The sequence below is a fragment of the Gimesia panareensis genome (assembly GCF_007748155.1).
Lineage (GTDB): Bacteria > Planctomycetota > Planctomycetia > Planctomycetales > Planctomycetaceae > Gimesia > Gimesia panareensis.
Genome location: NZ_CP037421.1, coordinates 354289 through 376858 on the forward strand (window position 1 = coordinate 354289; position 22570 = coordinate 376858).

The 22570-nt window shown below is 54.3% G+C and carries 22 protein-coding genes; 11 read left to right on the forward strand and 11 right to left on the reverse strand.

Annotated elements, in window-relative coordinates; genetic code table 11:
* Nucleotides 1-6: 6 nt before the first annotated feature.
* Entirely contained in the window at nucleotides 7-1245 is a 1239-nt protein-coding gene (locus tag Enr10x_RS01380; RefSeq protein ID WP_145103215.1) for an aminotransferase class I/II-fold pyridoxal phosphate-dependent enzyme, read from the reverse strand.
* A gap of 257 nt (nucleotides 1246-1502) precedes the next feature.
* On the reverse strand, nucleotides 1503-2603 hold the full coding sequence (locus tag Enr10x_RS01385; RefSeq protein ID WP_145103218.1) for a peptidylprolyl isomerase: 1101 nt from the start codon (nucleotides 2601-2603) through the stop codon (nucleotides 1503-1505).
* 581 nt (nucleotides 2604-3184) lie between these two features.
* On the opposite strand from Enr10x_RS01385, the gene Enr10x_RS01390 reads away from it, so the two are divergent.
* A complete protein-coding gene (locus Enr10x_RS01390) occupies nucleotides 3185-4294 on the forward strand; it encodes an SPFH domain-containing protein (protein WP_145103220.1) in 1110 nt (369 codons plus the stop codon).
* 94 nt (nucleotides 4295-4388) lie between these two features.
* Complete coding sequence (locus tag Enr10x_RS01395; protein ID WP_145103223.1) at nucleotides 4389-5561, forward strand: glycosyltransferase family 4 protein; 1173 nt, start codon at nucleotides 4389-4391, stop codon at nucleotides 5559-5561.
* A 51-nt stretch (nucleotides 5562-5612) separates the two neighbouring features.
* Here Enr10x_RS01395 and Enr10x_RS01400 read toward each other — a convergent pair whose 3' ends face one another.
* The 5 genes from Enr10x_RS01400 to Enr10x_RS01420 all read right to left on the reverse strand — a co-directional run bounded on the left by Enr10x_RS01400 (nucleotide 5613) and on the right by Enr10x_RS01420 (nucleotide 9541).
* Complete coding sequence (locus tag Enr10x_RS01400) at nucleotides 5613-6830, reverse strand: FG-GAP repeat domain-containing protein (RefSeq protein WP_145103226.1); 1218 nt, start codon at nucleotides 6828-6830, stop codon at nucleotides 5613-5615.
* Nucleotides 6830-7936, reverse strand: a complete 1107-nt coding sequence (locus Enr10x_RS01405) for an NHL domain-containing protein (RefSeq protein ID WP_145103229.1) — start codon at nucleotides 7934-7936, stop codon at nucleotides 6830-6832. The genes Enr10x_RS01400 and Enr10x_RS01405 overlap by 1 nt, the downstream gene beginning before the upstream one ends.
* Nucleotides 7933-8295, reverse strand: coding sequence for a hypothetical protein (locus Enr10x_RS01410; RefSeq protein ID WP_145103232.1), 363 nt, complete (start codon nucleotides 8293-8295; stop codon nucleotides 7933-7935). The genes Enr10x_RS01405 and Enr10x_RS01410 overlap by 4 nt, the downstream gene beginning before the upstream one ends.
* On the reverse strand, nucleotides 8295-9200 hold the full coding sequence (locus Enr10x_RS01415; RefSeq protein ID WP_145103235.1) for a DUF1559 family PulG-like putative transporter: 906 nt from the start codon (nucleotides 9198-9200) through the stop codon (nucleotides 8295-8297). The genes Enr10x_RS01410 and Enr10x_RS01415 overlap by 1 nt, the downstream gene beginning before the upstream one ends.
* Nucleotides 9201-9349: 149 nt before the next feature.
* Entirely contained in the window at nucleotides 9350-9541 is a 192-nt protein-coding gene (locus tag Enr10x_RS01420; protein WP_145103238.1) for a hypothetical protein, read from the reverse strand.
* Between the two features lie 173 nt (nucleotides 9542-9714).
* Here Enr10x_RS01420 and Enr10x_RS01425 point away from each other — a divergent pair, with 173 nt between their 5' ends.
* The 6 genes from Enr10x_RS01425 (at nucleotide 9715) to Enr10x_RS01450 (ending at nucleotide 16673) form a co-directional block, all read left to right on the forward strand.
* On the forward strand, nucleotides 9715-10533 hold the full coding sequence (locus Enr10x_RS01425; RefSeq protein WP_145103240.1) for a Nif3-like dinuclear metal center hexameric protein: 819 nt from the start codon (nucleotides 9715-9717) through the stop codon (nucleotides 10531-10533).
* A gap of 209 nt (nucleotides 10534-10742) precedes the next feature.
* The gene (lysS, locus tag Enr10x_RS01430; RefSeq protein ID WP_145447944.1) at nucleotides 10743-12224 is read left to right on the forward strand and encodes a lysine--tRNA ligase; all 1482 of its coding nucleotides are present in this window, start codon (nucleotides 10743-10745) and stop codon (nucleotides 12222-12224) included.
* 63 nt (nucleotides 12225-12287) lie between these two features.
* Nucleotides 12288-13892, forward strand: a complete 1605-nt coding sequence (locus Enr10x_RS01435) for an FtsX-like permease family protein (RefSeq protein ID WP_145447945.1) — start codon at nucleotides 12288-12290, stop codon at nucleotides 13890-13892.
* Between the two features lie 78 nt (nucleotides 13893-13970).
* Nucleotides 13971-14717 (forward strand): ABC transporter ATP-binding protein, encoded by a 747-nt coding sequence (locus tag Enr10x_RS01440; RefSeq protein ID WP_197994891.1) that lies wholly within the window; start codon nucleotides 13971-13973, stop codon nucleotides 14715-14717.
* 184 nt (nucleotides 14718-14901) lie between these two features.
* Nucleotides 14902-15759, forward strand: coding sequence for a branched-chain-amino-acid transaminase (gene ilvE, locus Enr10x_RS01445; protein WP_145103249.1), 858 nt, complete (start codon nucleotides 14902-14904; stop codon nucleotides 15757-15759).
* A 140-nt stretch (nucleotides 15760-15899) separates the two neighbouring features.
* Complete coding sequence (locus tag Enr10x_RS01450) at nucleotides 15900-16673, forward strand: YHS domain-containing protein (RefSeq protein ID WP_145103252.1); 774 nt, start codon at nucleotides 15900-15902, stop codon at nucleotides 16671-16673.
* Here the strand turns inward: Enr10x_RS01450 and Enr10x_RS01455 are convergent, their stop codons facing one another.
* Both Enr10x_RS01455 and Enr10x_RS01460 read right to left on the reverse strand, forming a co-directional pair.
* Nucleotides 16674-17084, reverse strand: coding sequence for a hypothetical protein (locus tag Enr10x_RS01455; RefSeq protein ID WP_145103254.1), 411 nt, complete (start codon nucleotides 17082-17084; stop codon nucleotides 16674-16676).
* Nucleotides 17085-17280: 196 nt separating this feature from the next.
* On the reverse strand, nucleotides 17281-17475 hold the full coding sequence (locus Enr10x_RS01460) for a hypothetical protein (protein ID WP_145103257.1): 195 nt from the start codon (nucleotides 17473-17475) through the stop codon (nucleotides 17281-17283).
* A 482-nt stretch (nucleotides 17476-17957) separates the two neighbouring features.
* On the opposite strand from Enr10x_RS01460, the gene Enr10x_RS01465 reads away from it, so the two are divergent.
* The 3 genes from Enr10x_RS01465 to Enr10x_RS01475 all read left to right on the forward strand — a co-directional run bounded on the left by Enr10x_RS01465 (nucleotide 17958) and on the right by Enr10x_RS01475 (nucleotide 19106).
* A complete protein-coding gene (locus Enr10x_RS01465; RefSeq protein WP_145103260.1) occupies nucleotides 17958-18236 on the forward strand; it encodes a Flp family type IVb pilin in 279 nt (92 codons plus the stop codon).
* Nucleotides 18237-18367: 131 nt separating this feature from the next.
* A complete protein-coding gene (locus Enr10x_RS01470) occupies nucleotides 18368-18646 on the forward strand; it encodes a Flp family type IVb pilin (protein WP_145103260.1) in 279 nt (92 codons plus the stop codon).
* A gap of 139 nt (nucleotides 18647-18785) precedes the next feature.
* Nucleotides 18786-19106, forward strand: a complete 321-nt coding sequence (locus Enr10x_RS01475; protein WP_145103264.1) for a branched-chain amino acid aminotransferase — start codon at nucleotides 18786-18788, stop codon at nucleotides 19104-19106.
* A gap of 119 nt (nucleotides 19107-19225) precedes the next feature.
* Here the strand turns inward: Enr10x_RS01475 and fliS are convergent, their stop codons facing one another.
* Both fliS and fliD read right to left on the reverse strand, forming a co-directional pair.
* Nucleotides 19226-19699 carry a flagellar export chaperone FliS gene (fliS, locus tag Enr10x_RS01480; RefSeq protein WP_145447946.1) on the reverse strand — a complete coding sequence of 158 codons (474 nt, stop codon included), beginning with the start codon at nucleotides 19697-19699 and terminating at the stop codon, nucleotides 19226-19228.
* Nucleotides 19700-19756: 57 nt separating this feature from the next.
* Nucleotides 19757-22474: a flagellar filament capping protein FliD gene (fliD, locus tag Enr10x_RS01485; RefSeq protein WP_145447947.1), complete on the reverse strand. Its 2718-nt coding sequence runs from the start codon at nucleotides 22472-22474 to the stop codon at nucleotides 19757-19759.
* Nucleotides 22475-22570 lie beyond the last annotated feature (96 nt).

Consider the following 22570-nt stretch of genomic DNA (forward strand, 5'->3'; position numbering starts at 1 on the left):
GTCGGTTTATTTCTCGGCGGTGATTTCTTCCGACTTCATCACTTTACCGATCTGCTTGACGGCCTGCCTTAACCGTTGGGAATTTTCAACGATGGCCATCCGCAGGTAGCCTTCGCCGTCTTCACCAAATCCACGTCCAGGGCTGACGGCCACGCCCCCTTCGTCCAGCAGTTTCATTCCGAAATCCATTGATCCCATCTGAGCCCACGGCTCAGGGATTTTGGCCCAGACGAACATGCCGGCTTTGGGGCGTTCTATTTCCCAGCCCAGGCGCTCCAGACCACTGCAGAAGACGTCCCGCCGCTGCTGGTATTCGGCAGCAATGCTGTCGACGGCTGCTTCACAGTGCCGCATCGCGACAATCGCAGCGATCTGAACCGGCTGGAACAGGCCGTAGTCGTAGTAGCCTTTGATGGTAGAGAGCGCGCGGACCATCTCTGAATTCCCCGAGCAGAAGCCGATACGCCAGCCGGCCATGCTGTAGCCTTTACTCATGGTCGTAAATTCAACGCCGACTTCCGAAGCACCGGGAGTGGCGAGGAAGCTGGGGGCCTTGTAACCGTCAAAGCAGATGTCGGCGTAGGCGAAGTCGCTGATGACCAGGAACGAGTATTTCCGGGCCAGACGTACCAGCTCGACGTAGAAATCCTGTTCGATGACGGTGGCACTCGGGTTGTGGGGGAAGTTCACGACCACAACCTTGGGTTTGGGGTACAGGTGTTCGCATGTGTAAGCGATGTTCGAGAGAAACTGGTCCGGCTCGCGGACATCGAGTTCAATCACGTTTCCTGCGGCCAGCATCACGGCGTACACGTGAACCGGGAAGGAAGGGGACGGAACGATCGCGGTGTCGCCGGGGCCCATCAGCGCCAGACAGAGGTGGCTGAAGCCCTCTTTGGAGCCGATACACGCAACCACTTCCGAATCTGGATCGAGACGGACCCCATATTTTTTCCAGTAGCGGGCCGTCACTTCTTTTCTCAGATTGGCAATCCCGTTGGCGACCGAATAGCGGTGGTTCCGCGGATCGGCGACCGCCTCGGCCATTTTCTCGATAATCAACGGATCTGGCGGGTCCGTAGGGTTCCCCATTCCCAGATCAATGACATCGACTCCCGCCACCCGTTTCTGGTATTTCAGCTTGTTGATTTTTCCGAAAAGGTAAGGGGGTAAACGCTTTACTCGTTCAGCAACCGGGATGGTAAAACCGTCATCTGAAGAGGGAACTTCGGATTCGCCACGCATAATGAAAACACTACCTGTAATATTTGTCTACTGTCGGCCAGAGGTCGTCTGTTCCAATCGCTTCCACCGGAGGCGCTGGCTCGGGCCTGACTTTTGTCATTTTACGCGATTGTCCTGAAAAATGCGCCTGCGGAATATGAGTAATTTTTCACAGAGCATGACAGGACACGAAAAAAACGCGTGTCAGTAAGTCAGGACTGACACGCGCCGGGGTGAACTGGTTCTCTTGCAGGAGAAAATTCAGGCCAGATCCGCTCTTAACGAGTCGGACGGTTCAGTCCCTGTGTGGGACTGGGAATGGCCTGTTGAACCGGAGCTTTGCCGAAGCTGGTGCCCGAGGTCTGTGAGACACCACCGGTGACGGTGTTGGTGATGTAGTTGTCGACGCGGGTTTCTTCTTTCAGCTTGGCGAAGACCCGGGCGACTGCTTCCTGGGTCTGTTCTTCGGTCAGCTGATCGACCAGCTGGGTTTTGACTTCGTCGATGCTGGTGACGACCGGTTCGGTACGTCCTTCGCATTTCAGAATGGCATACCGACTGGGACCGATCTGAATAATTCCTGAAACTTCGCCTTCTTTCAGCTTGAATGCGGCTTTCCAGAGACTTTCATTGTCAGAGAACTGTGGAATGGGCTGGATGGCACCACCCAGAGCACGGCTGTTGGGCTCGATGGAGTAATCGCGGGCCTGGCGTTCGAAGTCGTCCGGATTCCGTTTGACATCGTCCCAGATTTTCTGAGCCCGGTGCAGGTTGTCCATCATGATCATACGGGCTTTGACGCGTGGGCCATAATCACGAACGAAGGCTTTCTGGAGTTCGGCTTGCGTCAGGTGCGTCTGCTGTCCGGCCAGTTTGCGGAGGGCCAGCATCGGCCAGATCACATTGCGGCGGTACTGGTTGGGGTTCATCTTGCGTTCTGCCAGCAGCATGTCGTACCAGGTTTTGGTATCCAGGTTGAAGCGTTTGGCGATCTTTTCGACTTCGGCGTGTACTTCAGCCTGCTCGACAGTTACGCCTGCTTTCTGGCAGGCCTGCTCGATGATGGCACGGTTGATCACGTTTTCCAGGACTTCCGGACCATACAGGGCGATACATTCGCGGGCCAGTTCGTCTTCTGTGATCACGAGGCTACCGACTTTCGCAACAGGCTGACTGCGAACGGAGGGCTGATTTCCTGTGAGGCGTACTTTGCCTGCTGATTTGTCTTCTCCCGCAGATCCGGTTTTGGCGTTAAAGGTCTGAAAAAAGAGGACGCCAGCGAGAAGAACCAGTCCGGTACCGGCTGCGAAAAAGATGATTTTTCGTTTTGAGTTTGTCTTGGCTGGGGTCGCATGCGGGTTTGGGGTCGGTTCGCCCATTGCTTAAAATCTCCATTTTTGTATCCGACGCGGGTGGATCATGTGATTGCCTGAGTTCACCCCCACCGGCATTCCTGGCCGGGTTCCACGATCCTTTGGGTCTGCGGATCGCGAGGAAACGTTTCCGGAGTCATCAATCACGTTGATACTGATTCGTCAGAAGATTTACGAAACTTCCTTGTCTCAAGCTCTACCATAAGAGCGCGGCGGAAATGTAAAACTTTCAACAAAACAGGTCAACAGCAATTTATTGAAGCGAAAACGCTCCGGTTTTTCGTGGTTTTTTAGCAGAATTTCGGCTGTTTTTTGATCCAGAACGGGCGGTTTCCCGTTTTCTCCTGTCAGGTATTTCGCGTCTGCGGGAATGACTTTGCAGGCGGGCGGTATCAACAGGCAGGATTTTTGCTGTGAGAGGCCGCTGATTCGAGAATATTCACCCGGTCAGCGATTTCTTTGATTGCGGGCCAAGTTGACAGAGGGGTACAATCAGATCAGCGGCACGTTCGTGGCCCCTTTTTCTCATTGACCATTCAACCAATCAGATAAAAGTAACAGCAATCAGATAGACAGGGGATATCGATATGGGATTCTGGATGGATAAATTACGGGCAGAGCTGGTGGATATCATCGAGTGGGTCGATGATTCAAAGCATACTCTCACCTGGCGTTTTCCCCGTTATCAGAATGAAATCAAAAATGGTGCCGAACTGATCGTGAGGCCGGGGCAGATGGCGCTGTTCGTCCATCGTGGGCAGGTGGCCGACGTGTTTGAACCGGGGCACTACCAGCTCACGACAGACAACCTGCCCATTCTGGGAACGTTGCAGGGCTGGAAGCACGGCTTCAACAGCCCGTTCCGGTCGGAAGTCTATTTCGTCAATACGACCCAGATCACGGATCTGAAGTGGGGAACTCCCAATCCGATCATGCTGCGGGATCCTGAATTCGGCCCGATTCGGCTGCGGGCGTTCGGCAACTATTCACTCAAAGCCAACGATCCCCGGATTCTGGTCAAAGAACTGGTGGGGACCGATGCCGAGTTTGACTCCAGTGAAATCAATGAGCTGTTGCGTTCCATCATTATCAGTTCCTTTGCTGATCTTCTGGGAGAATCCAAGTACGCTGCCCTGGACCTGGCTTCCAAATACACAGAAATCTCAGGTGAGTTGAAGAAAGTCGTCAATGAACGGATCGACGATGAATACGGCCTGGAAGTCCCCCAGCTGCTGATCGTGAATATCTCGCTGCCGGAAAGTGTCGAGAAAGCACTCGATACACGGACCAGCATGGGTGTGATTGGCGACATGAACCAGTTCCAGCAGTACCAGATGGGGCAGGCGATGCTCTCGGCAGCCGAAAACCCGGCCGGAGGCGGTGCCGCCGATGGTATGGGTCTGGGCATGGGCTTCGCGATGGCCAACCGGATGATGCAGCCCGGAGGAGCAGGGGCCCCCGGCCCGATGGCTCCCCCGCCGCCGCCAGCAGCAGCCTGGCACATCGCTGCCAATGGACAATCGCAGGGACCTTTCTCGATGGAAGTCATTGCGGACGGAATTACTAAAGGGCAGATTACCGCTAACACTCAAGTGTGGTCAGCCGGCATGTCAGGCTGGTTACCTGCAGGTCAGGTTCCCCAACTGGCCGGATTCTTCCAGGCAGCGACTCCGCCGCCCCCGCCGCCAGCCAGTTAAGTAAACAGAGAAGGTTCAGTCAGCAGGTCATGCAAAGTCGATTCCACAGGCACGGAACAGTCCCCGGGCCGCGAGACCAGAGGCTGGTGTTCGCGTGAGAGTGGCACATATTATCACGCGGATGATCATCGGCGGTGCGCAGCAGAATACGCTTTATACAGTCGAAGATCAGTTTCGGGACTATGGTGACGAAGTTTCGCTGATGACTGGACCGACGACCGGCCCGGAAGGAACGCTGATTCCGCGGGCCGAGCAGGGGGGCTTTGATCTGCAGATCATTCCGCACCTGCTCCGCAGCCTCAGTCCGTTGAACGACTGGCGGGCTTACCGGGAGTTGATCGCGGCCCTGCGCGACTATCAGCCGGACCTGGTTCACACGCACAGCTCGAAGGCGGGCATCCTGGGGCGGGCTGCCGCCTGGCATCTGAAGCTCCCCTGTGTGCATACGATTCATGGTGCCGCCTTTCACTTCGGCCAGTCTCCGTTGCATTATCATGCTTACATTGCTGCTGAGAAATGGGCGGCCCGAAGATGCGACCGGCTGATCAGCGTATGTGATGCAATGACCGATCAGTATGTCGCTGCCGGTATTACGACGAAAGACCGCTGTGATACCGTTTACAGTGGGATGGAAGTCGAGCCGTTCCTCACGCCCCCGCGTCCACCGGAAGAGGTGCGGCGGGAACTGGGCATCGAGCCCGGGCATATCGTGATCGGCAAGGTGGCGCGGCTGTTTCATTTGAAAGGGCATAAGTATCTGATCGAAGCAGCACGGCAGGTGGTCGACGCACAGCCCCAGGTCCGGTTCCTGCTGGTGGGGGACGGAATCTTGCGGGCCGAGTTCGAGCAGCGCATTGCCGAACTGGGGCTGACGGAGAATTTCATTTTTGCCGGCCTGGTGCCCCCCGAACGGGTGCCCGAGCTGATTCATGCGATGGATATCGTCGTGCATACCAGCGTCTGGGAAGGGCTGGCACGCGTACTGCCCCAGGGACTGATTGCCGGCAAGCCGGTCGTTTCTTATGACGTGGATGGTGCCCGGGAAGTGGTGATTCCCGAAGAGACCGGTTATCTGCTGCCCGCGGAATCAATCGAGCCGCTGGCTCAGGCCCTCATCGAACTGGCTGCAGATCCCGAAAAACGCGCCCGTTTTGGTAAGACGGGGCGCGAGCGATTTACAGATCAGTTCCGCCACGAGACGATGACCCGCCGCTTGCGTGAAATCTATCAGCGGGTCCTCGATGAAAGAAGCCGGCAGCAGGCGTAAAAAAACGCAGGACCACAAGCCGTGATCCTGCGTCTGATTTGTAGAGCGTGCTTATTTCTGGATCAGCACGTTCACTCCTTTTTTGTTGGACAGCACGATATCAGGCCGCCCGTCACCGTTCATGTCGGCCATGGAAAACTGGGTGCCGACGCCTGTGTCATTCCCGGCTTCAATCTTGTGGGGAATGATCTGGGGGGCTTTGCCTTTGTTGCGTTTGATTTCATACCAGTACATCACTACGGGTTCCTTGCCACCCGGATCTTTGCCGTTGTGAGCAAAGAACCGTTTTCCGGTGACCATATCTTTCTGGCCGTCACCGTTGATGTCGATGAAATGCATCGCGTGGGTCTGCGAGTAGCTCTTGTCGATCAGGTGCGCCTTGAATTTGGGCGAGTCGCCACCGGTCAGGTTTTCAAACCACCAGACGCCGAACGCATGGGCAGAACTGCCAATGATGTCATTGTCACCGTCCATGTCGAGATCCTGTACGTACAGGTCGGCCATCTTTTCGGGGGCTTCTCCAGTCGCGGTTAGTTTGAAGGGATGGAATTCCCAGAGGCCTTCGCCCAGTTTTTCCGGTCCTTCCCACCAGCCATCAGGAATGATCACATCCTGGCGACCGTCGTTGTTAAAATCGCCCACGCCCAGCCCGTGGTAATACTTGAAGGTTCCGTTCCGCATGGGATCGCCGGGCTGGCTGATTGGGATGAAGTCCCATTTCTTCGTGGTCTGATCAGGTGAGGGAATTTCGATGTAGCCCATCTGTTTTTCCGGCTGCGAACCGAAGATGAGTTCCGGTTTCCCGTCGCCGGTGAGGTCAGTGAACTTGGGAGTTTCATTACAGATGCTGTGCCAGATCAGATGTTCTTTCCAGTGCCCCGGTTTGTTCTTGGGGTTTTCGTACCAGTAGAACTCTTTACCGGGGAAGCTGACGTAGATGAAATCGGTCCAGCCGTCCTGGTTGATGTCATAGGCGAAGTTGCAGAAGCTGTCGCTGTAGCCGACACCCGCCACGAATTTGCCGGGCTTGCGGACTTCGTGCATTTTCCAGTCAGGCGCTTCATACCAGACGTCGCCGGCGATGACATCCATTTTGCCATCTTTGTTGACGTCGGCAGCGGCAGACCCTTCTGAGCGGAAGGCGGCGTCCAGTTCCTGGCGCTGCCAGGTTTCTCCGGCTGAAAGATGGATCGAACCTGTCAGCACGACCAGCAGGGCGGTGACAGAGGAGTAACTCAATAGACGATAGGCTGGCTGAAGCATGTGCATTATTGTTTTCCCGTTGTTAACTTGCGAACGCGATAAGTTTCACTGTCACCAATATAGACGTTGCCTTTGGGGCCGACGTACACGCCGTGGGGTCGAGCCATGCGGCATTTGGCAGGATCGCCGTCCGGGCCGTCTCCCCGTTTGCCGTCTCCGACAGCAGTTTCAATAGTCCCATCTTGTTTACGGATGAAGCGGATGGTGTGACTTTCAGTATCCGCCAGATAGATGTCTCCATTAGGGGCGACGGAGATCCCTTTCGGGCCGGACAGTGTGGCTTTTTTCGCCGGTCCGCCGTGCCCCGTATATCCTTTTTTACCAGTGCCTGCAATGTGATGTAAAGTCCCATTGTCCAAATCGATGCGGTAAACCATGTTGCCTTCCCGCAGAGCGAGATAGAGCGAACCCTTTCCGTTCCCATCTGCGAAGAAGTCGAGTGCCCGGGGTCCGTTCAGTGGTGTACCGGAAACGGGAGCACCATCAGGCGTTGGCTTGCGCTCGCCGGTACCGGAAAAGGTGGAAACCATGCCTGTGTTCAGGTCAACACGACGGATGCGATGGTTGCCGATGTCGCAAATATACAGGTTGTCATCATTGTCGAGGGCGATTGAGTGCGGGCGGGAGAAGGTGGCTTTGGTCGCTGGTCCTCCGTCCCCTGAGAAGCCTTTCTTGCCGGTGCCTGCGACTGTTGAAATTTTCCCGGTCTGCGCATCAACGCGGCGGACAATGTTATTGACCATCTCAACGAAGTACATGTTGCCTGCTTTATCGAAGCGAACTTCGTAGGGTTCATTCAACTTCGCTTCCAGGGCAGGACCGCCGTCTCCGCTGTAGCCTTTCTTTGTGGAACCCGCAACAGTTGAGATCTTACCTGACTTCTCATCGATGCGACGGATGACATGGCCTTTAATTTCGCAGACATAGAGAGCGCCGTCGGGACCGAGCGTCAGCCCATAGGGTTCTCCGACCTGGGCTTTGGCTGCCGGTCCGCCGTCGCCCGTGTGTCCGAGCTTGCCGGTGCCGGCGATGGTTTTGACGGTCTGGGCAGACAGAGGTGCTGTGGCGAGGCAGAACAGCACGAGTAGTGGAATGATATGCAAGCGTTTCATGGTGTCGTATCCGTAGTTGTTTTAGTGGAAGCGCCCGGCAGATCGTCAAAGGGACGCTCCGGATCATCGTGTTTGAAAACCAGGTACCGGCCGGCATTGGGGTTCTGCTGCAGCAGTTCCGACGGCGTGATCAGTGCCTGTTGTTGAGTCTGTTTATCCATCACCAGCACTTTCGTGCCTGCGGTGTGCTGTTCCTGTTTAAAGAACTGTTCCAGCAGAATATTGTCCGCTTTCCCCTCGGGGTCCACCATGACCACATATTCTGCCGAGGGCTGAGGCACAAAAGGTCGTTCTTCCGAACAGCCCTGAATGAGCAGGCCGAGTGCCAGCAGACAAAGCAGACGACACGGAATCCCCATTACTGGACGCCTCCCATGTCTGCTTCCAGTTTGTCTTTATTCGTGAAGAGCACGTTGCTGTCCATCGGGCCGAACCAGCCGATCTGGAATTTCTTCGGATCACCGCCGTAAGCGGAAGTGCCGGTTCCCGACATGACGGCTGAGGTCACACGCCCATCGGCCCAGCCGATATTGGCGACGGTGCCGGTGTGACGGAAGTGAATGGAAGGATCGGGCCGCCAGGGAGCTTCCTGGAAGGTGGGGGTCCAGTTATCGATGAAGTACGGGGGTTCGATAAAACTGTATTCGATGATGTGCAGATCCGGAAATCCCTGGGCCAGGGCGGCATCGGCGAAAGCGACCGTGCGGGCCAGGCTACCGATTTCCCGCATGTTTGTCGCGACCATATTGCTGGTGGGATAGGAGTATTTCCAGGACGTTCCCCCGAGATAGGCCTGATTGTAGCCGTAACCGCCAGTGCCCCCTTCAAAGGCGTTGGAGACGGTTCCGTGTGCAGCAAAGTTTCCAAAGGTGGGGCACTTTTTAATTTCCGCGTTCTGTTCGAGAAACGGTGCCAGCGGTCCCAGGTGTGCCTGGAACTTGGTCGTGGCATCTGTCGTCTGCCGTTCTCCGTGCCAGCGTTTTTTGCCTCCGAAACCGACGTGCTGATCGGGCGCCGCCCGGGGCCAGTAACCGCCATTCGAATCCGCGTACATGTGACACGCGAGGACGATCTGACGCAGATTATTTTTGCATTGTGCCATGCGTGCTGCTTCGCGTGCCTGTTGGACGGCAGGCAGGATCAGAGCGACCAGGACGGCGATGATGGCGATGACAACCAGGAGTTCGATCAGTGTGAAACCGCGTTTGCAGGCCGATCGGGCAGATTGAGTGTGGTAAGGTGAGCGGGATTTGGGAAACAGCATACTTGGGTTACTTCGTGGTTAGGGTGAGAAACGTTCAAAACATTCACCCACATTCTAACCGACTCTGTCCACAAATGTCTTGCCAGTGGAGAGACTTCCGGCTCAGGAAACCGATTTTTTCAGGATCCAGGCTGTTCCAGTAGCTCGGACTATTCCGTTCCGGACTCGGCCTGATTCTGTTTGGCGGTGATTTCGCGCTCTTTCTTGAGGCACATGAAGATGAATGTGCCCGAGATGGCGGCCTGGGCGACCAGGTAGATCAGGATGTCGGGCCCGTTCAGAACGATGCAGGCGCCGAAGGCGATTACGAACAAAGCAATTAATCGATGAATCAGAGTCATGGTCAGACCTTGCATAAATTCGCAGTAATGAAACGCGTGGGTTTGGTTCTGGTTAAGTATAGTGCTGTGTGTTACATTGATCAATTCAGATTTGTTACACAAAAGAACCACTTCGCTAAAGAGAGTGGAGTTGGCACAGGGGGCAATCCCCTGATGAATGGGAGTCACAAAATATGACCTGCGTCGCGGACATTCAGGATTTCCTGATCAATTTAGCCCCCCCCGAACTGGCCGAGAGCTGGGATAACGTCGGTCTGCTGACGGGGGATCCGACGTTTCAAGTGGAAAAAATCCTGACCTGCCTGACACTCACACCAGATGTGGCAGCCGAAGCGATTGCAGCCGGTGCCAGTCTGATTGTCAGTCACCATCCAATTCTGTTTCGGCCTGTGCAGCAGATCACTACGGCTTCTAGCGAGGGAAAAATGCTGCTCGATCTGATCCAGGCTCGGGTTTCGGTTTACAGCCCGCATACCTGTTACGACAGTGCCGAGCGGGGGATCAACTGGCAGCTGGCCAGCCTGCTGGGGCTCGAAAACGTCGGCATCTTGAGGCCGCAGACCGTCTCGGCTGAGTCGGCTCCGGAGCAGGGGGCCGGCCGATTTGGTGACCTGCCGGCAGAATTCTCGCTGGCGCAACTGAATCAGCTGATCAAACAGGCCCTGAAGATTGAAAATCTGCAGTTTGTCGGCGATCCCGCCATGCGTGTGCGGCGGCTGGGAATTGCCTGTGGGGCCGCGGCTGAGTTTCTGAAGGATGCAGACAAACATGAATGTCAGGCACTGTTGACGGGAGAAGCCCGGTTTCATGCCTGTCTGGAAGCCCGTTCCCGGGAGATGGCACTGATCCTGCCGGGGCACTACGCGACGGAGCGTCCGGCAATGGAACAGATGGCAGAACTGCTGCAGCAGCAGTTTCCGGAGCTGACGATCTGGGCCAGTGAAGAGGAGTCCGATCCCGTTGGCTGGGACTGTGACGGGGAGTCGGCCTGAGAAAACTACGAAAATCTGCCGTTCCCGGTGGTGGTTTGTATATTCGAGGTGGGTTGCCATTGACCTGATCGGCAGATTTCGCCATTATCCCACCTCTCTCTGTCGTACAAATTCTCTTTTTTGACACACTTTTTGAACGGGTTACCGCTCGTGTGTGTCCTGATATCAGTAAAAACACGCTCACATAGACCTAAGCAATTTCGATTTCAATGTCCAAAGTGAAACCCAACCGTTTCGAAGCGGAACGGATTAAAAAGTTAGAGAAAATTCAGTCCCTGGGACTCGATCCCTGGGGGCAGCGGTTTGATGGCCACATTCCGATTGCAGACGCACGCAACCAGGCCCCAGCAGAATCGGGCGTCGATGGCGAAGACGTGCGGATTGCCGGGCGGATCATGTTGCGGCGGAAAGCCGGCAAGCTGCGGTTTTATGATATCAAAGACTGGACCGGAAAAATCCAGCTGCTGTTCTCGCGGGGCGACCTGAGCGAAGCACAGTGGGAGCTGATGGGCCAGCTCGACCTGGGCGACCTGATCGGCATCGATGGCTGTCTCCGCCGCACCGAGACCGGCGAGATTTCCGTGTTTGTCAAAGAGCTGACTGTGCTTTGTAAATCACTGGCGCAGCCCCCGGAAAAACATCACAGTGTGAAAGACGTGGAACTGCTGCTGCGTCAGCGTTCGCTCGATCTGATTTATACTGAAGGCGTCCTGGAAAAGATGCTCAAGCGGAGTCAGATTATCGATTCCGTCCGCCAGACTTTGCGCAGTCACAAGTTCCATGAAGTGGAAACCCCGGTATTGCACGCGGTCGCCGGCGGTGCTGCCGCTCGTCCTTTCATCACACACCATAACACGCTGGACATCGAGCTCTACATGCGGATCGCACTCGAGCTGCACCTCAAGCGGCTGATGGTCGGTGGTGTGGAACGCGTCTATGAAATCGGGCGCGTATTCCGTAATGAAGGGATCGACGCGACACACAATCCCGAATTCACCATGATTGAAGTTTACCAGGCTTACGGCGATTACGAGACGATGATGGATCTGACCGAAGCCATCGTCACCGACGCCGTCAAAGCGATCAGTGAGACGATGCAGCTGCCCTGGGGCGAAGACACGACCATCGATTTCAGCGGCCCGTGGGAACGCAAAAAGTACCACGACCTGGTCCGCGAACATGCGGGCTGTGATCCTCACGATCCGGCTGCCGTCGCTGCCGTTGCCCAGCAGCATGGCATTGATACAGAAAACGTGCACCCGGATGTGGTGCTCAATGAAGTGTTTGAAGCGACCTGCGAAGCGCATCTGACCGGTCCGGTATTTGTGATTGATTATCCGGCTTCGATCTGTCCTCTGACCAAACGGAAGCAGGGCAATCCGGAGATTGCCGAACGGTTCGAGCTGTTTGTGCAGGGCATGGAGCTGGCGAATGCTTACACCGAGTTAAATGACCCGCTGCTGCAGGAAGAACTGTTTAAGACACAGCTTTCGGGGCTCTCGGAAGAGGACTCGATGGCGAAAATGGATACAGATTTTATTAAAGCGTTGAAAGTCGGTATGCCGCCGGCCGGAGGACTGGGAATCGGAATCGATCGTCTCGTCATGCTGCTGACCAACAGTCACAGCATTCGGGATGTGATCTACTTCCCACTGCTCAAGCCCGAAGGACAGCCGGCCCCGCAAGAGTAAACCAGGGATGTGACCGGCCTCGGAGAATTGAGTGCCGGCAAGAACCAGCCAAAGGATTGGCCCATGTATAAATCATTACTTTGCCTGCGATATTTGAAAACGCGCTACATTGCGCTGGCCAGCATCATCAGTATGACGCTGGGGGTCGCGACGATGATTGTCGTCAACAGCGTCATGGATGGCTTCAGCACCGACATGCGAACCCGTCTGCGGGGCATCCTGGCGGATGTGATCGTGGAAACCAACTCGCTTGATGGCGCAGATTACACGCAGGATCTCAAAGACCGCATCCAGCGTGCGGTGGGTAACGACATCGAGGGCATGACAGCCACGGTGGAAATTTACGCCATGCTCAGCGTGCAGTACGGCTCTCAATGGCAGAGCAAACCGGTCACCCTGATCGGGATTGATCCGGCAACGAAGGCGACTGTCGGCCCGCTGGCCAAATACCTGATGCACACGAAAGAAGGCACGGTCCCCAACTGGGATCTCTCTCCCGAGGCGATGTCGTATCGTAAAGAGTGGACCACCCGGGCCCAGTGGATGGTCGATCGCTGGAACCATAATCCACCTCCCCTGGAAGAAGTGGATGAAGGCAACGAACAGGTCTCCTTTGAGGAGTCTGAATCACTCGATCCGGAACCGGAGCCCAAATTTGCGAAGGAAAACGGGGACTCACCTTTTGACGCCCTACCCAAGTCTGAAGGCGACGCACCCAAGTTTGCAGGCCAGAAAGAGAAAGTCATCAATCCCTTCAGTCAATTTGACAAACAGGAAGCACGGGATCCCAGCGAGCCGCTGAAAGCCCGCGTGTATATCGGTTACGGGCTGGTCAGCTTTCCTTACGAAGATCCGGAAACCGGCGAAACGAAAATGTTTCAGATCGTCAAACCGGGGGACGATGTCAAAATCAGCACCGTCACCGCGGGGCATCCTCCGGAACCAATTCACTTTAATGCAACCGTTGTTGACCTGTTCAAAAGCGATATGAGTGAGCACGACAGCAGCCTCGTGTTTTGTAACCTGGATTACCTGCAGGTAGCACGGGGTATGATCACACCGGAGAGTGGCGAACGAGCAATTACTTCCATTCAGATCAAGTTGAAAAATCCGGATGACGCCGCCATGGTCGTCAGTAAGCTGGAAGAAGCATTGCCCCCCAGTCAGTACCGGGTACGTACCTGGGAAGACAAGCAGGGGCCACTGCTGGCTGCCGTTGAAGTGGAATCGGCGATTCTGAATGTGCTGCTGTTCCTGATCATTGCGGTAGCCGGTTTTGGTATTCTGGCGATCTTCTTCATGATCACGATCGAGAAGACACGCGATATTGGGATTCTCAAAGCACTCGGAGCCAGTTCCAACGGCATCATGTCGATTTTCCTGTCCTACGGACTGGCACTGGGGCTGGTTGGCAGCGGAGTCGGTGTGGTTGTCGGACTGCTGTTTGTGAAATACATCAATGAGATCGAAGGCTTTATCACGTGGCTCACCGGGCGCAAGGTGTTCGATCAGCGGATCTATTACTTCCCGGAAATTTCGACCCACGTTGAGCCGATGATGGTCTTCTGGGTGGCTGTGGGAGCGATGGTGATCGCGGTCCTGGCGAGTATTCTGCCGGCCCGCAAAGCAGCCCGCTTCCATCCGGTAGAGTCATTACGTTATGAATAGCCGCCAGTGTTCATTCACCCCATTCTGTGACAGGTTCTGAACCAGCGTTACTAATCCGTTATTGTCGAGTATGAACTCATGACCGAGACGATTTCCATGCCTCATCCACAGTTATCTGCGATTGCCATCGAGAAAGCTTATCGAAAAGACAAGCACAAAGTGCCCGTGTTACGGGGCATCGATGTGGAAGTGCAGAAAGCCGAGTTCCTGTCGATCGTGGGTCAGTCCGGCTCCGGTAAGAGCACGTTGATGCACCTGTTCGGTCTGCTCGACTTTCCGGATGTAGGCGAGATTCACCTCGAAGGTCAACGGATTGACGATCTGCCCGATCATGCCCGTGATCAGATTCGTAACCGCGTGTTTGGCTTCATCTTCCAGTTTTATCATCTGCTCCCCGAGTTGAACCTGCTGGAAAATGTGCTTTCGCCGCTGATGATCCGCTATTCCACCTGGGAATATTGGAAAAAGAAAAAACAGTTCAGACAGGATGCGCTGGAAATCATTGAAAAAGTGGGCCTGTCTCACCGGATCAAGCACCGCCCTTCCGAAATGTCGGGTGGAGAAATGCAGCGGGCTGCGATTGCCCGGGCCCTGATTGCCAAGCCTCAGATCCTGCTGGCGGATGAACCGACGGGAAATCTGGACAGCAGCACCGGCAAAGAGATTATGGACCTGCTCACCAGCTTGAATGAGCAGGATCAGCTCACTATTATCATGGTTACGCACGACAACGCGATTGCCGCTCAGGCACATCGAACCGTTCGTCTGACGGAAGGCCAGATCGAGGTTCTGGGCAAATCTCAACCCGCTTCGGCATCCGCTTAGATACAAACGGTCAGTAGCCGCTGTTTGAATTGAACCGTTGCCGCCTGCGTAGTGTCTATGGCATACGCACTGCGTATGCTGCTTCTGTCTGAAATGGATTTCACTGATTCCCCGCCAGGATGGAAAGTCCGCCAAAACCTGCCAGCCATGTTCTGGCCCAGTTTGAGAATGGTACCAGATTCTAATGTCGCTCCAAGTTTATATCGATGGAAAACTGCTTCCCAAGGAAGAGGCGAAAATCAGTGTCTTCGATCATGGTCTGCTGTATGGCGACGGCGTCTTCGAGGGGATTCGGGTTTACGGCAAAAAAGTCTTTCTGATGCAGGAACACATCGACCGGCTGTATGAGAGCGCACTGGCGATCCGGCTGGAGATTCCGCTATCGAAAGCAGAGATGATCAAAGCCGTCAATGAGACAGTGGCTGCCAATAGCATCGAAGATGGTTACGTACGACTGGTCATCACACGCGGTGCCGGTTCCCTGGGGCTGGACATCCGCCGCACCAGCAACCCGCAGGTCATCATCATCGCGGATAACATCTCCCTGTACGATCCGCAGTTGTATATCGATGGTTTGAAGATCATCACCGCGGCCACGATCCGCAATCACCCGGCGGCGCTGTCTTCGCGGGTGAAATCGTTGAACTACCTGAATAATATTATGGCCAAGATCGAAGGGACTGACGCCGGCTGTATTGAAGCGTTGATGCTCAATCACAAAGGGGAAGTCGCTGAGTGCACGGGCGATAATATTTTCATCATCAAAAACGGCGTGCTCAAAACACCGCCCGTGGATGCCGGCATTCTGGAAGGGATTACCCGCAATGCGGTCATTAAACTGGCGGAGCAGTCGGGCATCACTGTGGAACAATCGCCTTTCACCCGGCACGACATTTTTGTTGCCGACGAATGTTTCCTGACCGGTTCTGCAGCGGAAGTGATTCCAGTGGTGGCTCTCGATGGCCGTCAGATCGGCACCGGCAAACCGGGACCCATCACCAAGGATCTGAATGAGAAGTTCAAACAGCTGACCCGCGAATAAAGCGGGATTGGGTTCTTGCAGCCGGTGACGGGTGTGATACGATAAGAAAATGCCAGTCTTTGCGGTCGGATTATTGAGTTGTGGTGTTTAATCTCTCACAATCGACTCTTTTGCCGTCTGCCCTGTCAGGAACCGATCTGATGCGAAATCTCTGCAAGTCAGCTGTCTGCCTGTTGTGTGTCTCTGCGCTGCTCTGGTTTGTCAGCAGCGTTCAGGGAGAGCCTGAAAAAGCGGCTTCTGCTTCCAGTGCGAAAAAATCGGTCTCGATTCCAGCTGAGGTCAAGCAGGCCCTGTCTGAGTTTAATTCGCTGATTGGCGGCTGGCGTGGCGTGGGCATGATCAAACGCAATTCCCGCAAAGGAGCCTGGTCGGAAAAGGCGGAATGGGTCTGGAAGTTTGATCCGCAACAGTCGGGAATCGCTTACGAAGTACAGGACGGAAAATTTCTGAAGTCGGCTCTGCTGTCGTATGATCCCAAACAGAAAACGTATCAGCTTTCAACCGTTCTGCCGGACGGAACCACGCGCGATTACTCTGGAACGCTGCAGAAAGACTCACTGGTGCTGGAATCAAAGCCCGATCAGGAAGGAGCGATCTTTCGGATTTCGATCCGCAGACTGAATGAGAAACGGACGCTGGTGCTGTTTGAACAACGCAACCAGGGACAGTCGTTCTATTACCGCCTGGCGGAGGTCGGTTACACACGGGCTGGAACGCGGCTGGCAGCACCGGGCAGTGGTGGGCCTGAATGCATCGTGACCGGCGGAGCAGGGACGATTGCGGTCAGCTATCAGGGAAAAACCTACTATGTCTGCTGTAGTGGTTGTAAGCAGGCTTTCGAGGATGATCCCGAGACTTTTATCGCAGAAGCGAAACAGAAGGCAGCCGAACGTCGCAAGCAGCAGTCCCGCTGATTAGAAGTTTTCCAGAGAAGAACCCAGTTCACCCGAATCGGACTTTTCAGCCGGTTCTTCCAGAATGACTTCATTCTCTTCCAGGTCCGTGCGCGGCAGAGGAATCCGTTCACCCTGTTCTGCTTTTTTCGACATCGGATTCAGCCATTTGGGGAGCCGGGAGAAGCGTGAAGGCTCTTCTGCTTTGGTCTGCAGAATCGCAGGCTCCAGTTCCACAGGTTGATCCTGGGACACATTCTGGATCTGGGCGGGCTGCTTGTCTTTCCTGGTGTAAAACTCCAGCCCTAAGAACGGAGATCGACTGTTGCTGTCTATCTGGAAAAATTTGTTTCCCAGACCCTTACAGCCTGTCTGTGTAGTCAGCAGAAGTCCACTTAGACAGAGAACTCCCAGTAATCGCAGCCCATTCATTGCTTGACTTATTCCATCCTTGTCCAAGTCAATTCAGTTTTGTGTTTGATCTGATTCCAGCTGCAACGCTTCGTGCATTAACAACCTGTATCGTCATCGGCTGACAGAGGCAATCAGATGCGGTATTTTCCCCAGATCGGAAGATCTGTCAGAAAATAGTTCCCGGCAGATCATCTAAATCTGCCAGTTTACGGATTTACTCCTGTGCGTTTTCTTTGGCCAGTCGACTTTCGATCTCCTCCTCGGTTTCGATGGGAGGTTCGCTCTGCTTAGGAACATCACGAAAGCCCAGTGTGCTGGTGATCGGGCCATCCGAGCCCATCTGACAGCCCGTCCAGAACAGACCGCTCAACAGCAGGCAGAAAGCCATCAGGTGTAATTGTCTACGCATTGGGATTCCTTTCCCAGTCAGTTTGAAACAACACCCCCAGAAATTTGGACGCGTTTCATAACAGGATTCCGGTTTTATGTGAAGGGCGTTTTGGTCCTCCGGCAGTTTCCCGGATGATTTTCATACCGATCTCAAACGCCTGTTGCTTATTTGCCACGTGTTGCTTTCAGACAACCTGATGCTAACTGCTTTTATTTTAGTAGTTTACGCGTGATTCAGTAATCTGGCCTCGAACCATGTTGATTTTTTACCACAGACGGCACCAGGCACGATCGGCTGGCTGATAAAAAAATGCCCCGAAGACAAAATTCCTTAACTCCTTATGTGGGAACAGCATGAGGCTTGCGGGATGAGCAGTTTGTAAAAACTTTTTAACACTCTGGCCCGTTTGGTATTCAGCTTGCTTTACACCCCTGTATCAACCTTGAAACGTTGACTCGATGCAAACCAATCAAACAAACACAACTTTGGAGACCACCACTATGAAAAACATCATCAACCAACTGATCAACGACGAAGCCGGCTTTATTGTTTCTGCAGAACTCGTATTGATTTCAACCATCGCCGTCCTGGCCATGATCGTCGGCCTGTCTGAAGTCGCTAACAACGTGAACCAGGAACTGGAAGATGTCGGTTCGGCATTCTCCAGCATCAACCAGACTTATAACCTGTGTGAAGTATCCGGTCACAAAGGGGAACTCAGCGGCAGCCGCTTCCATGACTGCCCCGATTTCTGCTCAGGTCAGTGGGACATCTACTAAGCCTTGAGCTCTGAAACAACGCGACCCGAAACCCACTTTCTTTCCGAAGATGATCGCCTGCAGGGACTCACCACCCCTGCAGGCATGAGTTACCCGAAACATCACCGAATTTCTCACTGGAGTCTTTAAATATGAAAAACATCATCAACCAACTGATCAACGACGAAGCCGGGTTCATTGTTTCTGCCGAGCTGGTCCTGATTTCAACCATCGCCGTCCTGGCCATGATCGTGGGCCTGTCTGAAGTCGCTAACAACGTGAATCAGGAACTGGAAGATGTCGGATCCGCTTTCTCCAGCATCAACCAGACTTATAACCTGTGTGAAGTATCCGGTCACAAAGGGGAACTCAGCGGCAGCCGCTTCCATGACTGCCCCGATTTCTGCTCAGGTCAGTGGGACATCTACTAAGCCTTGAGCTCTGAAACAACTCTACCCGAACCCCCTCACTTTCTTTCCGAAGACGACCGCCTGCAGGGACTCACCACCCCTGCCGGCATCCGGTCACCCGAAACATAACCGAATGAATCTCTTACTGGAGTCTGTGAACATGAACACCGTGCTGATCCGTTTCATGAACGAAGAGGCGGGCTTTATTGTCTCTGCCGAGTTAGTACTGATCTCGACGATTGCCGTGCTGGCGATGATCGTGGGACTGTCTGAAGTCGCCCATGGCATCAACCAGGAACTGGAAGATGTGGGCTCGGCTTTCGGCCGTATCAATCAGAGTTTCTATGTCGCTGGAGCACACGGCCACAAGGCCTGCGTTGACGGCAGCAAATTCCGGGATCAGGCGGATTTCTGTGACGGCGAGAATGACATCGTCTGTGATCGCCCGCCGCGGAATGAAGGTCACGGCTACTACTATTAAGCTTGTTTGAAAAAGCGTTTCCCGGACGGGAAGCAGGCATGCATCGAGGCGGAGGTCTCCACCTCAGGCACCCTGATCATCGTAAATGGTCAGGGTGCTTTTTTTATGCGCGGTGGAACTCAGGTGATCCAGGAGCGACTCTGGTGTGGCTGTGCGGGCTGCTCCAGATGATGTGGTGGCTGCAGGGGCTCTTCCTGATGGATCTGGCGGGATTCCTGGGGCGTACTTTCCTGTAATCGTTCAATCAGTTCGCACCAGCTTTCCCGATGTATTTCCAGAACCTGAATGGCGTCGTTGATATAACTGGCTTCCTGTTTGACGTCTGCATGATTCAGATTTTCATAGACGAACACAAACAGCGCCTTGAGGTGTTCAATCATTTCCGGCTGCTGCTCCGGATTCAGTCCGCCGATCAGTTCCGCGACCAGGTCACGACTGCGATCCAGGGCAAAGTGGGCCTGTTCAAAATTTCTGGACTGAGTAGCCTCCCGGGCTTTCCGGGCAAATCGCAGGGCACCGTCTACCACCATCAGATGCAGCTGGTGAGGCTTGGCGGTTAAAACCTGGTTCTCTAGATAGTCGTTTCCGTTCATCTTCTGGTGGCCCCCTCGTTAATTATGGAATCAGTCAGATCTCTGTGGTGAGTGTTATTAGCTGGATGATTTACTGTTCAGCTTGCTTAATGCAGTCTGTTGCGAGTTCAATTGATTCACAATCGTTTCCTGCTGAGTGAACTGCGCGATGAGTCGTTGGCGGCGGTCTTCCAGAATCGTATTCAGTTCCGCGACCCGTGTATTCAGCGACAGGGCAGATGCCTGAAGTGAATCGGTCTGTGCTTTCAGCGTCCCCGTGAACGGGTCGGTCATCTTGGTGATCACGTCATCCATGACCACAGCGAAGCCATGGTCTTCCTGCTGGAAGAATTCCGTAATGGCAGTGGGATCATCGGCCAGCTTTTGATCCAGGGTACTTTCCTTCAGTTGTAGTTTTCCATCGCTGTTGAACTGAATTCCCAGTTCAGACAGGCTCTTGATGGAATTGTTACTGATGGAGAGTTTCTTGGTCAGCAGCCCTTCCAGGCGTGAGGTCGTTGTGAAAACCAGGCTGTTTCCGTTGAGCACCCCGCGTTTGTTAGTATCCGGGTCGAAGCTGGTCAGTGTATCTGTGGCATCAACAAAATTATTGTAGGCCGAGACGAAATTCTTGATCACCGATTTGATGCCGGATGTGTCGCGGGCCACGTTGATGGTGGACGGGGTATCGCTGACCGAATGCAGATCAATTTCCAGGCCGGTGATGGCGTCGTTGAAACTGTTGGTCGACGAGGTCAGCAGGAACGAGGTCTGAGGATTGCTGCCGATCCGGATCAGTGCATCTTTCGCATCGACAGAAGTCGAAAAGCCAAAGTCGTAATCACTTTCCAGAATCAATTCGCCGCCGGCCCCGCTCCGCGAGGAAGTGATCGACAGGCGGGATGAGTTGAAAGCGGTTCCGTCATCAATGATGGTGGCAGAGGCGACGCCCGAGGCGTTGAATTTTTCAGCGATGTCAGACAGGGTGTCGGTGGCTTCGATGGAAATTTCGGTGGTCTGACGACTGGTCACACCGGTAGTCCCGGAGCCCAGGATCCCCAGGCTGGAGGCTACTGATCCGCCCGAGACCTCTTCGACTTTAACGTCGAACGAACTGCCACCGGTGCTTTCGATAATGAATCCGTCGCCGGTATCATTCAGGCGCGCGTTGATCTGGGCCCCTGACGTTGTGGCGGCATCATTGATTTTAGTCAGCACGTCGCCGACGGTTTTGGTCGTCGATTTATCGCTCAGGTCGACGAGAAAGTTGGTACCGTCCCGGTCAGTGATCCGGATGCTGCCTGTTGAGACCGCAGTTCCGTTTTTACCGTATGTAGAAAGTGAGGTGTTCTGATTGACATACCGCAGGTCGAGAGAACCCGAGTCAACCGTATGCTTGTTATCTGCCAGCAGGGTATCGATTTTGAGAAAACCGGCCAGATTGCCGCTCACGTCCTGGATTTCGATAGAGGTCCCCGAGGCAGCAGAAGTATCCTTGATAGAAATGCCGGTGCCGGTCTGATTCAGGCTGGCTTCTATCTGAATGCTGCCGTTGCCGTTGATCAGGTTGAGTACATCGTCGAGCGTTTTGGCAGAGGAGAAATCGATGGTGGCATTGCCTCCCGCGCCATCTTCCAGATAGACAGAACCGGCGTTCAACACGGTTCCTCCGGACTGCACACCCCCGTTGAGATTTCTGAGCAGTACCGAGTTCAAGCCTCCGCTCAGAGTTCCCGTGATCACACCTCCGGTCCCCGTCGTTTCAATATCCAGTTCACGGGCTGCCAGGGAACCATTCAGCGCACTGACTGCAAAACTCCCCGCGCCGCCGGTGTTGTCTGTCAGCGTCAGTTTCCCGTTACTGTCAATTGCCGCCGTGACTTTGCCACCATTGGAGGCGTGATTGTTGATCAGATCCACCACATCGCCGACGGACTGGGCCGTATCCAGATTGACATCGAACGTACTCCCATCTGCGGTGAGGACCTGGAAGTCATCCTGACCGCTGACAGGATTGATGCCGTTGCCATCATTGATTTGAGACAGTTTGAAATCTGTCGTAATCCGGTAAATGGAATCCCCATCAAATGTAGAGCCAGTGGTCGATTTCAGGATTCCCAGGTCAGCTGCTGTCTGGCCGCCGACTTCCGTGATTTTCAGGGTCCCCGAACCGGAACTGGTGTCAGTAATCACCAGGTGATCATTCTGGATACTGGCTTCGATGGATGTGGCGGACTGATTGATCTGGTTCACCACGTCGTCAATGGTCAGCGTTTTGGAGAGGTCGACCACTTCAGTCTGTCCATCGCGGTCGGTAATACGGATACTGCCGCGCTGCACGCCCTGGCCGTTGTTAAGTTCTTCGAGCAGCTTGGGCTCGTTCAGTTTTCCGCCATTGGAAATCGTAATGGTGGTGGCTGTGCCAATGGGGGTTGTGTCCGTATCGGCAAATCCATTGGAAATCACCTGGTGGTTGGTGGCGGTCTGCAAACCCTGTAGCTGGTAGGTTGCCGCCGTTGCGGTACTGTTGGCAGCGACACTGAACTGGTTCGTGTCGGAACTGGTGGCTTTCAGTGTCTCGAAGGTGCTTTTCTGATTCAGCTTCTGGACAGAGGTGTTGAGCGTCAGCAGGTTGGCTTCAAGGGTTTTGATGCCCCCTTCAGTCGCTTCGAAGGCCTGGGCGCGGTTTGACAGTTTCACCAGCGCATTTTTCTGCACGCCGATGATGGCATCTACGATGTCACTGATATTTAATCCGGTTGCCAGGCCGACACCGGAAGAACTGATGCCCGACATGTTACCAAGTCTACTTGATGTTTCTGAAGTTCTTCATTTACAAAATCTGACTGCGCAGGGGGATATACGGCCCCTTAGTATGTATCGGTTAGTTAA

Bases quoted from the DNA above. Each gene is read 5' to 3' on its own strand.
- Enr10x_RS01420 (WP_145103238.1), bottom strand. From the start codon at position 9,541: ATGACTCTGATTCATCGATTAATTGCTTTGTTCGTAATCGCCTTCGGC.
- ilvE (WP_145103249.1), top strand. From the start codon at position 14,902: ATGTCGCTCCAAGTTTATATCGATGGAAAACTGCTTCCCAAGGAAGAG.
- Enr10x_RS01455 (WP_145103254.1), bottom strand. From the start codon at position 17,084: ATGAATGGGCTGCGATTACTGGGAGTTCTCTGTCTAAGTGGACTTCTG.
- Enr10x_RS01425 (WP_145103240.1), top strand. From the start codon at position 9,715: ATGACCTGCGTCGCGGACATTCAGGATTTCCTGATCAATTTAGCCCCC.
- Enr10x_RS01405 (WP_145103229.1), bottom strand. From the start codon at position 7,936: ATGAAACGCTTGCATATCATTCCACTACTCGTGCTGTTCTGCCTCGCC.
- Enr10x_RS01415 (WP_145103235.1), bottom strand. From the start codon at position 9,200: ATGCTGTTTCCCAAATCCCGCTCACCTTACCACACTCAATCTGCCCGA.
- Enr10x_RS01380 (WP_145103215.1), bottom strand. From the start codon at position 1,245: ATGCGTGGCGAATCCGAAGTTCCCTCTTCAGATGACGGTTTTACCATC.
- Enr10x_RS01465 (WP_145103260.1), top strand. From the start codon at position 17,958: ATGAAAAACATCATCAACCAACTGATCAACGACGAAGCCGGCTTTATT.
- Enr10x_RS01385 (WP_145103218.1), bottom strand. From the start codon at position 2,603: ATGGGCGAACCGACCCCAAACCCGCATGCGACCCCAGCCAAGACAAAC.
- Enr10x_RS01460 (WP_145103257.1), bottom strand. From the start codon at position 17,475: ATGCGTAGACAATTACACCTGATGGCTTTCTGCCTGCTGTTGAGCGGT.
- lysS (WP_145447944.1), top strand. From the start codon at position 10,743: ATGTCCAAAGTGAAACCCAACCGTTTCGAAGCGGAACGGATTAAAAAG.
- Enr10x_RS01435 (WP_145447945.1), top strand. From the start codon at position 12,288: ATGTATAAATCATTACTTTGCCTGCGATATTTGAAAACGCGCTACATT.
- Enr10x_RS01410 (WP_145103232.1), bottom strand. From the start codon at position 8,295: ATGGGGATTCCGTGTCGTCTGCTTTGTCTGCTGGCACTCGGCCTGCTC.
- Enr10x_RS01440 (WP_197994891.1), top strand. From the start codon at position 13,971: ATGACCGAGACGATTTCCATGCCTCATCCACAGTTATCTGCGATTGCC.
- Enr10x_RS01470 (WP_145103260.1), top strand. From the start codon at position 18,368: ATGAAAAACATCATCAACCAACTGATCAACGACGAAGCCGGGTTCATT.
- fliS (WP_145447946.1), bottom strand. From the start codon at position 19,699: ATGAACGGAAACGACTATCTAGAGAACCAGGTTTTAACCGCCAAGCCT.
- Enr10x_RS01390 (WP_145103220.1), top strand. From the start codon at position 3,185: ATGGGATTCTGGATGGATAAATTACGGGCAGAGCTGGTGGATATCATC.
- Enr10x_RS01475 (WP_145103264.1), top strand. From the start codon at position 18,786: ATGAACACCGTGCTGATCCGTTTCATGAACGAAGAGGCGGGCTTTATT.
- Enr10x_RS01400 (WP_145103226.1), bottom strand. From the start codon at position 6,830: ATGCACATGCTTCAGCCAGCCTATCGTCTATTGAGTTACTCCTCTGTC.
- Enr10x_RS01450 (WP_145103252.1), top strand. From the start codon at position 15,900: ATGCGAAATCTCTGCAAGTCAGCTGTCTGCCTGTTGTGTGTCTCTGCG.
- fliD (WP_145447947.1), bottom strand. From the start codon at position 22,474: ATGTCGGGCATCAGTTCTTCCGGTGTCGGCCTGGCAACCGGATTAAAT.